Annotated in this window: 8 protein-coding genes; 3 read left to right on the forward strand and 5 right to left on the reverse strand. The window is 66.1% G+C overall.

Translation table 11 applies throughout. The features are described 5' to 3' along the window. Positions 1-22: 22 nt before the first annotated feature. Genes GJV80_RS09075 through GJV80_RS09085 form a run of 3 tightly spaced genes read right to left on the reverse strand, consistent with a single transcriptional unit; the run spans position 23 to position 2,957 of the window. Positions 23-808 carry a class I SAM-dependent methyltransferase gene (locus GJV80_RS09075; RefSeq protein WP_154687622.1) on the reverse strand — a complete coding sequence of 262 codons (786 nt, stop codon included), beginning with the start codon at positions 806-808 and terminating at the stop codon, positions 23-25. Positions 809-828: 20 nt separating this feature from the next. Continuing rightward, on the reverse strand, positions 829-1,671 hold the full coding sequence (locus tag GJV80_RS09080; RefSeq protein WP_154687623.1) for a hypothetical protein: 843 nt from the start codon (positions 1,669-1,671) through the stop codon (positions 829-831). After that, positions 1,671-2,957 carry a CDP-glycerol glycerophosphotransferase family protein gene (locus GJV80_RS09085; RefSeq protein WP_154687624.1) on the reverse strand — a complete coding sequence of 429 codons (1,287 nt, stop codon included), beginning with the start codon at positions 2,955-2,957 and terminating at the stop codon, positions 1,671-1,673. The genes GJV80_RS09080 and GJV80_RS09085 overlap by 1 nt, the downstream gene beginning before the upstream one ends. Positions 2,958-3,328: 371 nt before the next feature. On the opposite strand from GJV80_RS09085, the gene GJV80_RS09090 reads away from it, so the two are divergent. Then, on the forward strand, positions 3,329-6,889 hold the full coding sequence (locus tag GJV80_RS09090) for a CDP-glycerol glycerophosphotransferase family protein (RefSeq protein ID WP_154687625.1): 3,561 nt from the start codon (positions 3,329-3,331) through the stop codon (positions 6,887-6,889). A 13-nt stretch (positions 6,890-6,902) separates the two neighbouring features. Further along, a complete protein-coding gene (locus tag GJV80_RS09095; protein ID WP_154687626.1) occupies positions 6,903-8,264 on the forward strand; it encodes a hypothetical protein in 1,362 nt (453 codons plus the stop codon). A 5-nt stretch (positions 8,265-8,269) separates the two neighbouring features. Here the strand turns inward: GJV80_RS09095 and GJV80_RS09100 are convergent, their stop codons facing one another. Continuing rightward, complete coding sequence (locus GJV80_RS09100; protein ID WP_195909254.1) at positions 8,270-10,105, reverse strand: DUF563 domain-containing protein; 1,836 nt, start codon at positions 10,103-10,105, stop codon at positions 8,270-8,272. Between the two features lie 152 nt (positions 10,106-10,257). Continuing rightward, complete coding sequence (locus GJV80_RS09105) at positions 10,258-12,624, reverse strand: LicD family protein (RefSeq protein WP_154687628.1); 2,367 nt, start codon at positions 12,622-12,624, stop codon at positions 10,258-10,260. Positions 12,625-12,819: 195 nt separating this feature from the next. On the opposite strand from GJV80_RS09105, the gene GJV80_RS09110 reads away from it, so the two are divergent. Next, positions 12,820-14,718 (forward strand): glycosyltransferase, encoded by a 1,899-nt coding sequence (locus tag GJV80_RS09110; RefSeq protein WP_154687629.1) that lies wholly within the window; start codon positions 12,820-12,822, stop codon positions 14,716-14,718. Positions 14,719-14,739: the final 21 nt, after the last annotated feature.

A 14,739-nucleotide genomic window follows, 5' to 3' on the forward strand; every position in this document is an offset into this window, starting at 1 on the left:
AGATCGGCCGGCCGACGGAGCGTCACTTCCTGCGACGGCCCCGTTTCGCTCGGCCGATCCGGCCGTCGAGATCGGCCACGATCTCCCCGAACGGACGCAGCCGGAGCACGTCGTGATCAAGCACCATGGACTCGAAGGACAGTGGGCCGATCTCGGAGACCGTGCGCTCGGTGACCGACCGCCGACGTTCCCGCCAGACGACGGCCTGACCGTGATTGTTGGCGACGGTGGCGTAGCTCATCGACGGGTAGAAGGTGTCAATGAACCAGACGAGTTTGTAGACGTCTCCCATCCAGGCCCGCCGGTCGTCGCGGACGTACTGGCGCAACTTCTGGTAGCTGCGCGGGTCCGACAGGGACGCATGGTAGGAGGAGGGTCTCACGTCGTCGACGACGATCACCCCACCCTCTGCCAGATGGGCAACGGCGTTGGTGAAGTCGCGCAAGGTCTGTTCGAACGTGTGGAGTCCGTCGAGGTAGATGACGTCGAACTCCTGGGTCGGGTCGATGATCGATCCGAAGTACACGTCGCTGGTCACCTCGTGGTACTGCGTACGCGGTCCCCGGCCGGCCTGCTCGGCCTGCCAGTCGAATCGGAATCGCGGATCCACTGCGACCTTGAATCGCGCCTCGAGGCGATGGAACGTCGTGCCCTTGCTGACCCCGACCTCCAGGTAGCGAGGCCTGTCGAAGAAGTCCAGGAGGGCCTGGATGACCTCGAACCGACGGATCCTCGGTTTGGAGAGGCGATCGGTGGCAGGATTGCCCGCGGTCGACGCCGTGACACGGGGCGCAGCGGTGTTCGTCATCGAATACCTTTCCCGACGGCCTAGGCCTGGCCGCCCTTGCGTAACACGATTCCCTGGTCGGCCAACGCCGCATCGCGCTCTGCGACCAGCCGATCGCGTTCGTCGCGGATCTGCAGCAGTTCTGTGATCACCGCGTCGGGGTCGACGCCTCGTTCCACGACGCTCGGCACCGACAGGCGCGACTCGATCCTGTTGATCATGGTCCCGTCACCCGGTCGTTGGGTCGGTTCGTCTCGATGGCCGACCACCCGGACGTGTCGATCAGCGTCGAAGGCGATCAGGCGGGACGCCAGCCAGGCCTTCGAGTCCTCTTCGGGGGCCAGGACGTAGTCGTACAACCGCATGCGGTTGCTCAGCCACAGGTTCCTGCCGTCTCCCGGTGCCCCGAGGTAGACGTGCAGCATGTCGTGGAAGCCGGCCTCCCGCAGATTCAGTCTGGACTGGTTGACGTAGAGCATCACCTTGGTCTGCAACTGCTGTGCGACGTACTCGGCCTCGCCGGCGATCCGACCGAAGTAGCAGGGCAGGTCCGTCACGCCATGGACGGCCTGATAGGCCGAGACGTCGCCGAGCAAGATCGAAACAGTGGCCGACTCGTTGAGCCGGTGCAGCACCGGAATCCATTCCATCAGATCGTCGAGGCTGCTGGGTGAACCGGGATAGTTGATCAGGAAGTCGGTGGTAGTGCCCGGGTCGGCGGCGCGTTCCCGGCTCTGCGGCAGCACGCGGTGCTGGTGCCTGAGGTTCAGCCGGAGCCGGCGATACCGACGACCGTATTCGACCAGCCTGAGCAGGAGTTCCGCCAGCCTCGGACGTCTCGCGCTGCCGGCGGTGAGCGCGGATTCCCGCTGCAACTGCGGCATCACCCGACCACCGGTCCGACACAGGTGAGCTCGGCCGCAACATCGTGGTCCCGACCGATCCACTCGTCACGTTCGCTGATCATCCGCTCCACCGCGTCAAGGAACCGCTGCATCGAAGCACCCGGGGTCGTGTCGCCGTAGTAGTAGGCACACCAGCGGCGCATCCTCAGCCTCTGGTCGGGGTCTGTCAGCACCGTCTGCAGGATCTTGACGATGCCGTCGGCCTCGTCCGCGGCGATCAACGGCATGTCGCTGACGAATGCCGTCGGATCGATGACAGCCGTCTCTTCGGCCGGTCGGGTGATCAGCAGCGGCTTGGCGGTGGTCAGCCAGTCATAGGCGACCGCGGAGATGTCGGTGATCATCACGTCCGCGACGTCGAGCTGCCAGCCGAAGGCACTGTCGTCGACCAGGTGCCCGGCAGCCGGATCGCCGGCGATCGCGTCGGCGATCTCGGTGCGGATCTCCTGATCCGCCAGACCGTGCTCGGGAAGCATGATGCCGGTCCGGGGATGCGGCCGGTAGATCAGCCGGTACGACGGATCGGCGAGAATCGCCCGGACCATCTCAAGGCCGTGGCTGACCACCGAGCCGTAGCGCATCGAGGTCCGGCCACCCTCCCAGGTCGGGGCGTACAACACGGTCGTGCGGGAGTCGTCGAAGGCGAACGGCGCGTGATGGTCGACATCGATCTGCGGACGGCCGATCTCGATGGTGCGCGCCTCGACGTCGTAACCGAAGAGTCGGCGCCGCAACCGCTCCTTGGCCGCGGGACCGGCGACAAGGTCGTAGTTGAAGACCTTCATCCAATTGGACGCCATGTAGATCTTGTCCGACTCGCCGTGGCAGATGAACGCGTGCTGGCAGCTGTTCAGGCCGAGGATCGTGAAGTTGGTGTAGTTCTGGTTCGGATACAGGATCACTTTGGGCCGATGTACGTCGCGGATCCGCTCGAAGTCGGGCTGCCCTCCGCGGATCAGCAGGACCGGCAGTGAGGTCTCCTGCCGGATGATCTCCGCCGTGTCCGGCTCGTAACACAGGATCGCGACCGACCGCCGGCCTGACAGCTGCTCAAGCGGGCCGTACCACTGCCGGACCTGGTAGAGGTTCACAGGCCGATCCGGGAAGTGCAGCAGCACATCGAACTGCCGGTCGGCGTGTTGCCGGTACACGGGAAGTTGCTGCAGGCGCCGGTGCTCCCGCCGGCGGCGCAGCGACTGCCCGATGCGGCGGATCGGCTCGACGACGTGGGCGGCGCGCAGCGAACGCCCCAGTGCCGTGCTCACCCGCTCGTTCACCCCCAGCTTCGATACGCCGCCGTGCCTCGGACAGCGACCACCGTAACAGCACAGATATCAGGATTTCGCCAGCACTTGGCTCACCCCGGGTCGTGCCAACATCCTCGCCGTGGTCGGCCGGTATTATCCACGCATTGATGCGCCTGCCGACGGCGTCGGGCACAAACGGCGATGACCGATCAAACGATGACAATCGGATGAGCTGATACATCACCAATCGAAGTGCAAGGAGCGCTGGCGAATTGCCACGTGACATTCGTAGACAACTTGCCCGGGCCGCCCGGCGACACGTTCACCCTGCACTGCGTGCGACGTTGCAACGCGCCCGGACGAGCCGCAGTGAGCAGCAGCACGAATTGGTGAGCATCGTCGTGCCGGTCTACAACGTCGAAGAGTACCTCGACGAGTGCCTGACGTCGATCATCCAGCAGACGTACCGCAATCTCGAGATCATCGTCGTCGACGACGGTTCCCGCGACCGCTCCCACGAGATCGCCCGGTCGTTCGCCCGCTGGGACCCGAGGATCCGCATCATCCGTCAGCAGAACCGCGGGCTCGGTGGCGCCCGCAACACCGGCACCGCCGCCGCGCACGGCCGCTACCTCTGCTTCGCCGATTCCGACGATGCGCTACCACCCGAGGCGATCGAGCTGATGGTTCGGTCCTTGCGGAAGTCCAGATCCGATTTCGCGGTCGGCGCGCCGATCCGGATGGCCAACGGTCGGACCTGGGCCGCCGGTTGGGTCAAGGACGTGCATGCCGTCGACCGGGTCGGGATCAGGCTCAACGATTTTCCCGACGTTCTGAAGGACGTCTTCGCCTGGAACAAGCTCTTCCGGACCGAATTCTTCCGGCGGGTGGTCGAAGGATTCCCCGAAGGGATCCGCTACGAGGATCAGGAGCCGACGGCCAAGGCGTACGTCGCCGGCCGGTTCGATGTGCTGGCGGCCCCCGTCTACTACTGGCGGGAGCGGGAGAACGGCACCTCGATCACCCAGCAGAAGGCCGATCCGCGTGATCTGCGCGACCGCCTGCTGGTGAAGAACAAGGTCTCCGACGTCATTTCGGCCGGGGCGAGCCGACAGACCCATGACGTCTGGCTGGCCAAGGCGATCGGCTTCGACCTGCGGCTGTACTTCGAGGAAGTGCCCCGCACCGACGAGGCCTACTTCAACCAGCTGCGCGACGGAGCGCGACACCTGGCCGAGCGGGCGACGCCGGGGATCTGGCGGTTGGTCCCGATCCTGGACCGGATCCCGTCGTTGGCGTTGCTGGCCGGACGTCGCGAGGACGTGGCGGCCGCCGTGCTGCTGCGGGAGGAGTACGGCTGGTACTTCCCCACCGAGTTGCGGAACGGGCAGGCGTACCTGCAGCGGTCCTTCCTCGACCGGCTGGGCATGGACTTCACCGACGAACAGCTCCGCCTCGGACCCGCCGACCTGCGCGTGATCGCCAAGGTCACCTCCCTGTGGTGGGTCGGTCGGCGACTGTCGGTCGAAGGACACGCCTACCTGACCAACGTCCCCTATGAGCTGGACTCCTCCCGGACCGACATCGAGCTGGTCTCGGCCGACGGCGTACGCGTCCCGGTTCCGGTGCGTCGGCGGCCCGACCCGGTGCTCGCGGTGACCACGAACGATGCGTTCAACGACCACCGCGAATCCGGATTCGCGATCGACGTCGATCCGGCCGAGCTTCCCATCGGTGCGGCCGCGCCATGGCATCTCGAGGTCACGGTCCGGCACGAGAGCGTCAGCGCCTCGACGGTGCTGCGCGAGGTAGATCTGCGTGGCATCGCCGGCACCAAGCCGGTCGCCGCCGCCGATGGTGCGGTGCGCTGGATGGCCGGGTTCGAGGAGCACAACTACCTGACCTTGGAACCGACGAGCGAGTCGGGCATGCGGATCGCCGCCCTGCGCACCGACGGCCGGGAAGTGGCCATAACGGTCGAGGATCCTTCGGCGAAGGTGCTCCGGCTCACCTGCCGGTCGTTGCGGCGGGCGGTTGAGGTGACCGGGCGGCCGGACGGGGAGAAGTCGGGACGGGTGACTTTCCAGGTGTCGTTGCCGGGGCTGCTGCGCAGCGACGACCATGGGGCCGAGCATCTGTGGTCGGCCCGGGTGTCCGACAACCAGGGCGGTTCCCACCGGCTGTCCTACTCCGGCAGTGTCGACGATCTGCACGCCGAGGTCTCCGAACACCACATGGTCCGGCCCTCCATCACCCGGGCGGGCACGTTGCGGCTGGCCCAGAACCTGTGGTGGGCGGTCGCCGACGACGTACGGGTCGACGACGAGTCGCTGACCGTCACCGGCCGGATCAGCGCCGCGGGAGCCACCGGTATCACCGCACGCATGGTCAGTGCGACCGAGACGATCGACAGTGATCAGGCGCAACTGGACGTCGACGAGGAGACCTTCAGCATCCGGTTCCCCTTCAACGAGGGCGGTCGGGTTCCGTCGGTAGGCCACGGTTTCAGCGTCCGGGTCTCGCTGCAGTTCGACGGCAGGTGGCAGGAACGGTGGCTCAAGGCATCGGTCGGCATGCAGCACCGTTTCCCCGCTGAGGCCGACGCGCTTCGCTACGGCCTCACCTTCACCCGGACCAGGAAGGCTGCCGCACTCTGGATCCGGTTCCGACCGCCCTACCGGGACGAGGAACGCGGCCGGCTCGCCCAACGCCGGCTGCATGAGCAGTTCCGGCTTCCGGTTGCCGAGGGCGGCGGCCTGACGCCCGAACTTCGCAATGCCGTGCTGTTCGAAAGCTTCAACGGCCGCTCCGTGGGGGACTCCGTACTGGCCATCCATGATCAAATCCGTCGGCGGGGTACGGACCTGGAACTGTTCTGGACGGTCGCCGACCTGAACACCGAGGTCCCACCGGGAGCGACGCCGCTGCTGGTGCACAGCCGGGCGTACCTGGACGTACTGCACAACTCTCGTTATCTGATCAACAACAACAACTTCCCGTTCTACTTCCGCAAGCGGCCCGGCCAGGTCTACGTGCAGACCTGGCACGGAACGCCGCTGAAGAAGATCGGCAACGATGTGCCCGGGGCGAACCTGTCGCTCTCCTATCGGGAGCTGATGAGACGCGAACCGGGATATTGGGACGTGCTGCTGGCCCAGAACGATTTCGCCGCCCGGGTGCTGCCCGAGGCGTTCGGTTACCACGGACCTACGTTGAACGTCGGCTATCCCCGCAACGACGTGCTGACCGGACCGGCGTCCCACCAGCGGCGCGCCACGGTGCGGGCGAGGCTGGGCCTTGCCGATGATCAACCGGTCGCGCTGTATGCACCGACCTGGCGGGACAACGTCTCGGTGGCGACCGGCTACGCGATGGTGTCGCATCTGGACTTCGCCCGCGCCCGCGCCGCGCTGGGCCGCAATTCCACGATCCTGCTGCGCGGTCACGCCAACACCGCACATGACCGGATGGATTCCGAGCCGGGCGTGATCAACGTGACCGAGCATCCCGATGTCAACGACTTGATCCTGGCATCGGATCTGTTGATCACCGACTATTCGTCGATCATGTTCGACTACTGCGTCACCGGAAAGCCGATCCTCTTCCTGACACCGGATCTTGATCAGTACCGCACGGTGACCCGGGGCTTCTATCTCGATCTGGAGGAGGTCGCGCCCGGGCCGGTCTGTCCGGACAACGACACCCTCGCCGAGGCTCTCGGTGATCTTGCAGCCACCAAGATCAACTATGCCGATCGGTATGCGCGGTTCGTCTCGACCTATGCACCGCGGGATGACGGCTCGGCCGCCGCGCGCGTGGTCGATGCGCTCTTCGGTGAAGGTCTGTCATCCGACGGGCCGGCGGACGACGCAATGCTTTCTGCTCTGGATCAGAACGAGGATCACAGCGACTTCGGCAGCCGCCCACGAGACGGCGCGGCGCGGGATTAGGTACGGTTGCGGCGTGTTGGATCCCGAAACCGCAGACGCCCTGTTGCTTCCGCCGCGGACCCGGTTGCTGCACATCGGCCCGATGAAGACCGGGACGACCTCGCTACAACTGGCGGCTCACCGACGGCGCGAGGTGTTGCTCGCGAACGGGGTCCGGTATCCCGGCACCGCGCCCAACCACCGCCGGCCACTTGGGGCCTTGATGGAGTGGAGCGTGAATACCTGGAACCGGGCGCGGCCCTTGGGACCAGATCGGCTGGACGTCGACAGAACGGGCATTCCAGCGCGGGAGGAATGGGAAAGGCTCAAGGAGGAGATCGACGCTGAGATCGAGCGTCGAATCTTCATCACTCACGAATTCGTGAGCCAGGTCGACGACGCGACCGCCCAACGGATCATCGATGCGATCGGTGACCCGACCCATGTCTGCATCACCTTACGGGCCCCTGGGCGGATCGTTCCGTCGCTGTGGGCGCAGAGTGTTCGGGATGATGCGCAGACAGAACCGTTCGAGAGTTGGCTTGGCCGGTACTTCGGCAAGGATTCAGAGCATCCGCTGCCCGAGCGGCATCGGCGCGCCTACGATCAGGGCCAGCTGGTCAGCCGCTGGGCCAGTCTTATCGGACCGGAGAACGTCACGGTGATCGTCGTGGACCGGTCGGACCCCGATCTGTTGGCAAGCGCCGTCGAGGCGATGCTCGGCCTACCTCACGAGACCCTTAGTTGGAAGCGCAGTAACGATTCATTGACCGCAACTGACGCCGAATTGTTCCGCCACGTGAACGTTATCCTTCGCGATCGGAAGGCAACGTGGTCAACATTTCACAACCTCGTTTGGCAGGGAGCCATCAAGCTTGGACCAGAACAACGTTCGGTCTCGCCGAACGAGCCGCGTGTGCTTCTGCCACCCTGGGCCGCCGAGATCGCCGACCGGGACGGAGCCAGGTTTGCTGAGCACATCCGCGGGACTGCGGTTCGGGTTGTCGGCGATCTCGACAATTTGGCGGTCAAGTCACCTACTGCACCGTGGCGGTCGATCGAGGAGATCCCGGTCAACATCGCAGCCGAGGCCGTCGCCGGCGCGGTCCTCGCAGGCCAGAGGGCGCGCCGCGACGCAAGGAAGGAACTTGACAAACAGGCAGCCGAACTCGAGCAACTCCAGACAGAGTTGGCCGAGTTGACCGCCGAGCGTGATCAACTCGTCGAACGGGAGAGATCCGCGGCGTCGTCGCTAGCGCTCAGTTCGGCCGCCGCGGAGCGTGCCGAACGGCCGGCGGCGATGTTCGGCGCTCACCAGCTCGCCGCCGGACTGAAGCGTCGACTGTTGCGCCGGGTGCGTACTCACCGTTCCCATCCGCTGGACAAGGCGCGCTGATCCAGTCAGCCCCTGGTGCCGACGAGCAGTCTGTCCAGCTCTGTGCCCAGGCGCGAGAAGTCGAACGTCCAGTTCGACTTGTACGCTTCGCGGGACCAACCTTCCTCAGGCTGCTGTATCTCCGGGACGTTCCACAGGTAGTGAATGTCGGCGCCCAGCGCGAGCGCGATCAGGTGCTCGTTCCGGGCGGTGTACGCCTCCTGGTTGAGGACGATCATCTGCTCCAGATTCTCGGCGAACAGGGTGTTGAACATGGCACTCCCGCCGAATCCCGCGACAATCCGGGCATGCTCCAGCATCCCGGCCTGGTGCCGCAACGGATAGTCCTCCGGATAGACGATCTCGAAACCTTCCGCCGCGAACCGCTCCTCCACCGCAACCCGGTTGAGACAGCGGCGGTTTCCCAACGTGTCGCGACGCGACAGGAAGACGCGGTCGAATTGTGGCGCTCCGGAGCGGTCCAATCCGTCCCGCAGTCGGCGCCACACCGTCCGGATCTGTGGATGGACGTAATGCGGCATCGCATTGTGGAACATCGGCGTCGCACCGTAGGCGGTCTGCAGATACACCGGATGGTCAACCCAGACGATGTCGTCGGGTTGGATTCCGTACGCCGTGAACACAGTCTGCTCGAGTTCGGGGTTCCGTTCGTTGACGTGGCGCAACCGGAAGATGACCTTCAGGTCCGGATTCTCCTCCTTTGCCCGCGGCCAGCCCCACAACCGGGAGATGACCTCGGTCATCAGGTGCCCGAAATGTCCGGAATTCTCCGAATCCAGCAGGTAGAAGGCGCCGTCAATGGTCTCCTGCGGGCGAACATGCTCGTCGAGACGGGCGAAACTCTCGTCGACATTGACCATCCGCGGGTTCCGGAGGTCGCCGGCCAGATGGTGTCTGAACGAGTCTGGGAGGATCTCGTTGTCTGTGAAGACGAGGCTGTTGCTGACGAAACCGATCCGCCCGCGATACTCGCGCAGATGCATGGGCGGATACTTGACCGCCGGGTCGAGGCCGACGAGTTCTCGGGTCGCCCCGATCGAGTCGACCTGTCCCGATGATGTCAGCTCGCCGCGGGAGAGAAGTTCGAGCTGACGGACGGCGACATTGTGATTCCGACTACCGAGCATCCGATTGGTCGATCGGTCGGACAGCTTCAGGTAGTGCCGGCCGCGCTTGCCGATCCTGATGAAGTCGCGGTCGACCGTCACCGAACTCGTCGCCCACAGCAACTCGTCGTAATCCTGGGCCGATGCTGCCTGTTTGCCGTCGGCCAGCCCGGCGAGCATCGTGGCCAGGCAGCGTCCGAGGTCACGACCCTGGGTGTACCCGGTGATCTTGGCCATGGGAATCACGTAGCTGCCGCCGGGAGCGAGATGGAACAACAGTTGCCGCAGCGCGGCCTCATGTTTCGCCGAGGTCCCACGTCGGACGTACACGATGACGTCGACCGGTCCGTGCAGCTTGAGATGCCACCTGACGTTGGAATGCTGATCGAGCTTGTGGTAGCGGCGCTGCTCTCCGTCCAAACCCCACTCGACCTGGGGCTCGGGGGCGACAACATGCAGCTCGTCGTCCCAGTACGGCTCCAGATACGGGCGAAGCGCACCGGGCGGCATCCTGTCGGCAATCACGAACACCTTCCGGCGACCCTCGCTGTCCGGGTGCCGGCCGGCCCGCGGCCCGGCAATTCGCCGAGCCAGGCCCAGGGAGCGTCGGGCAGTCGTTCCGACCGATTTCCCGACCATTCCCAGACCGGATCTCCCGCCGAGCTTCTCAACTGCCAATCGGATTGCGCGTTCGGCGCCGCCCGGCGAATTGTTCATATCCACGGTTTCCGGCATGCGTACGTGGTTCCTCCGAGAACTGTCTCCCAGTAACTGTCCGACCCATGAACCCGGGCGGAAACCCATCCTGACAGATGATCTCATTCCGGCAGGGGCCCGACGCGATTGTCAATCGTGCAAGTTGCCGACCGGGACAATCATCCGGCCAATCAGTCGTGCAACGCCCACGGCCAGTCATAGAACGGATCCGGCGTAGACCAGCCGTCCCCGTAGCGGTCTGCCAGGAACGCCTCCGGGTCCGCCGGGACGAGCACCTCACGACCCAGGAAGGTGAACGGTTTGGGCGGCAGGACGACGTCGGTGGCGATGTCTCGCAGCCGCATCTTCTCCATGTGCAGGCTGGACCTCTCACCGTCGACCAACAGCGGGAAGACATCGACGTGCAGGCCGGTCTCCGGCTCGCCGAGATGGAAGTTGGTGTACGAGTTGGGCCGGGACACCCGCCACCCCTTGGACCGGAGCTGCTCGGCGAGTGGAGCCAGGACCTTCTCCACCTCGTCCCGGTTCGCTGCCGGGATCGGGATCAACATGTCCACGTCGTCATCGTGGGCCAGGAAGTTGCCCTCCCGCACCGCGCCGAGCAGCGTGCCGTAGGCGATCATGGCCGGATACCCGCACTCGTCGAGCAGCGCCGTGGCGCGCAGGATGAGGCCGACGTAATCGTCGGCGCGTTGCTGCAGGATCCCGATGTCGGTGAACCCGTGCCGGGTGAGGACGGCGCGCGGGGAGCCGAGGACCTCGCCTGCCCGGTTCACCTCCGACTCCAGCCGGCGGAGTTTGGCGCGCGAATCCAGCACCCGATGGAAGGCGGCCATCGACGTCTTGCTCGACGGCACCCGCGCGCGTTCGGCAGCCAGCAGGTGCCCCAGCAGGGTCCACTCGTCGTCGGACAGCGACTGCCCCTCCGGCAGTCGGCGTCGTGGGATCAACGAGCTGAGCAACCGCTGCTCCTCCCTGTCGGCGGTCAGCAGTCCTGACAGGGTGCGCTCCGCCAGGTCGGCCAGCAATTCCTCCCGCAGCCGGATGGCTTCGGATTGCGAGGCCAGAACCGACAGGTCGAGATCTCGACCGGTGATCCGATGCAGCAGGTCGAGCGTGGCCTCGACGGCGCGGTCGGAGTCCACCGACCTGATGGTCTCGAAGTAGCCGTCGGGACCGGCAGCCGCCACGGTCAGCGAACTTGCCCGGACACCCCAGCCGTCGAGTCGGTTGTAGATCCGGACCTCGTCCGCGTCGACCGGCGGGTCGAAGGTCACCGCCCACCAGGGCGCCGTCTGTTTCTCGGTCCGGATCCCGCCGAACGCGAATGGGCTGCGGCGGGCACCGGGACGGCGCGCGTCCGAGCTTTGCGCTGTCGAGATGTTCGACTCATCGACTCCAACGCGCCGTCCGTTGCGGTACATCTCGAGCCCACGCAGATCCAGCTGCGCCTCGGCCTCGGTGAGGAACAGGCGGAGCCGTGAAACCGGTCGGGGCACCTTGACCGAGAAGTAGTTCGCGGCGATCCCGCCGAAATAGCCCAGCGACGGCACCAGCACGGCGGTTCCGTCCTTGTTCCGCAGACTGTCCCCCGGTTCTCGGGTCGGTATCGAACTCGGGCCCGCTCTGTGCGCGCCCTTGCGGCGCAGGAAGGGCGCAGCGTCGAGCAGGCAGCGGTGGTCGAAGGTGATCGGTTCGTCGGTGAAGGACAACTCTGCGAGTAGGTCGACAGTCACCGGCCGGTCGGCCAGATCCAGTTTCTGTGGCTGGCGGAACTTGTTCACCGACGCGAAGTAGTCATAGAACTGGAACACCCCGCCCCGGGGAGACGACGACGCCAGCCAGGCGCTGGGGATGCCGTACGCATCCGCGAGCGTCAGAGCGCGCAGCGACGAACTGACGATCCTCCGGCAGGACAGCACGTCGTCGATCACTCCCTCCACGTCGCCGCGGGAACAGTCGATCAGTTTGACGTCCGGACCGTAGGTCGCCTCGGCCCAGGCCCGTTCGCTCCATCGCACGACCACGCCGTACTCATCGGTGACCGGGACCTCCGGCTGATAGTAGAGCGGCACCAGCAGGGTCGGGTCGCCGTACACCTCAGGCACCGGGATGCCGAAGCCCTTGGCTGCGCTCAGTTTGGCCTGGGTGAGCGGCCCGCGGACCGCAGTGAAGCGGGCGTTCGCGGGCACCTCCCGCTTGGCCTCGGTGCCGTAGGCGCCGGTCCCCCAGAAGATCGACAGGTCGGTTCCCTGGCTGATGATCGACCCGATGGCCACGTAGTGCGGCTTGTCACGATCAGCGACGACCACCTCGCGCCCGGTCATCTTCGAAACCAGCCACGGCGACAACAGGTCACCGAAGTTCGCCGAGAAGGTGAAGTAGTTGACCGGGACTTTGCCGTCGACCTCGAGCAGGCCGGCGACCTGATAGTCGTTGACCAGCGACCTGAGCGGGTCCTGGCCGGAATCGGAGCCGCCCGACCTCGCTCTGGCGACTCTGGCGAGCTGGCTCCGGACAACACGCCCCAACGGCATCAGCAGTCCCCCGTCATCGGCCGGTCGCGTTCGGATGGTCTGGCAGACATGCCGCTGATTCTTCCATCACCCGGGCGGCAGCGGGGGTGAAGCCGGACCGACACCGACGCGCGGATGCTGCGGCAGTGCCGAACTCCGGCAAGCCGTCGGTAGTCTGTCCGGAACCTTGCTCACCCACCGTAGTTACGGAGAGCCATGGACGACACGGATTCGGTATCGGTGCTGATCAGATCGGGCAACCTCGGCGACCGACTCCCACGGCTCGTCGGGACGCTGGACGACCAGAGTCTGCCCTACGGCCGCTACGAGGTGATCTTCCTTGATGCGGGTTCGTCCGACGGCACGTCCGCCCGGATCCGGCAACTGGTCGACCGGCGGCCGAATGTGCATCTGATCGAGTCGGATGCTGACGGCTGGCGCCCTGCGCTGGAGGCGGCCGCCGGCGAGTTCGTGCTCTGCTTGGGCGACGACGACCGGTTACTCCCCGGCGGCTTGGCGAACCTGCTGGCAGCGGCTGCGGACAAGGACGTCGTGTTAGCAGGTGGTGGCGACGCCGGACCGGTGGGTTTTCTCCCCGACAGCATCGAGGCGACCGGGGTCACCTCGGCGACCGAGCCGCTATCCGGCATCAGGGCCATCACTCCCTTCGCGCTCATCCGCCGCGAACTGCTACTGGGAATGGGGTCGGACCTGCCGGCCGCGGACGACTTCCGCCGGACCAGGGTCGGACTGTTGGCGTCATCGGCAACCATCGGCACCTGCGGCACACCAGTCGGTCTCGGCTCAGGCCCGCCCTCGGGGACGTCCGCCGAACGAATTCTCGCCGATGCCTCCGGGGCAGCGGAGTTGTTGGGTGATTCCGACAGCGCGGCCTGGCTCGTGGCCGCCCATGCCGCCGCGCTGCTCGACCAGCCGTCGACGTCACTCACTCCTGAGGTGGAAGGACAGCTCACCGAGCTGGTCCAGCGACATTGGAAGGACCGGGATCCCGCGCCGCTGCCTCCGCTGTACCGAGCCCTGGTGCAGGCAGCGGTCGACGGAATCCCGGCGTCGGCAGCAGGACTGTTGAACATCGCTGAGCTTTCTCCCGCTGTCGAATCGGCAACGGCGGAGTGGTCGGACGGCAGGCTCAGGCTGGCGGTAACAGGGACGGTTCCTGCCCCGTCGACCAGCCCGGTGCTGGTACCGGACCACCGGCCCGTTCGGCTGACGGTGCGGAACGTGAACACCGGGATCCGCTACGACCTCGCTACCGAGGTCACGATCGAGGCGATCGAGGGATCCACCGGGTTCGTCGCGCGCGCTGTGGTGGACGTCGCGGAGGCGGCAGCCGGAGAACCGTTGACCGAAGGCGTCTGGCAGGTACTGGTTCGGCTGGTCGGAACCGGATCCCGCTCCGCGGTCACCGTCGCTGTGCCCGCCTGCACAGTGCCGGGCGGCGTCGTCGACGGCATCCCGATCGGTGTCTTCGCCGCCGACGGTCAGCTGCGTCTGGACGTCGGGGCCCGACAACACGGCCTGTTGGGCGCGCCGTTCACCCCTGACCGGGCCACGATCACCGAATCGGCCCGGGGTGCGCTGCTCAGCATCGCCGACCCGAACCTCGTGGTCCGCGGAGACGCCGCACTTCCGGCCGCCCTGTTCCTGGGCTCCTTCCGGCTGCCTGCAGTGCTGCGTTCCGCCGAATCCGGGGTACGCCTGGAGTGTTACGTCAGCGGTCTGGCCGGCGTGTCGAAACTCCAAGCGCAGGTCGGTCGGGCCCAGCGGCAGCCCCTCGGTCTGCAGCTGCGGATCACTGCCATCGGGGAGATGTCGATCGAACCTGCCGCGCCGGATCGGCCCGCAGCAAAGCGGTCGGCTGCCAAGAGACCGGCCGGCAAGCAATCACCTGTCAAGAAGCCGGGCGCCCCGAAACCGGCTGCCCGAAAGCCAACCGCCAAGAACTCGGCCCGCCACCAGAAGAACCCAGTGAAGCAGCAGCGGAACCGCCGCATCGTGGATCGGGTTCCCGGTCCGTTGCGCCCCGTGGCCCGCTCAGCGGCGCGATCACCCGTCCTGCAACGGGCGTACCGGCAGCTCAGGCGTCTGATCTGACGCCGATTTCCCACCAGTGAC

It is taken from the genome of Microlunatus sp. Gsoil 973 (assembly GCF_009707365.1).
Lineage (GTDB): Bacteria > Actinomycetota > Actinomycetes > Propionibacteriales > Propionibacteriaceae > Microlunatus.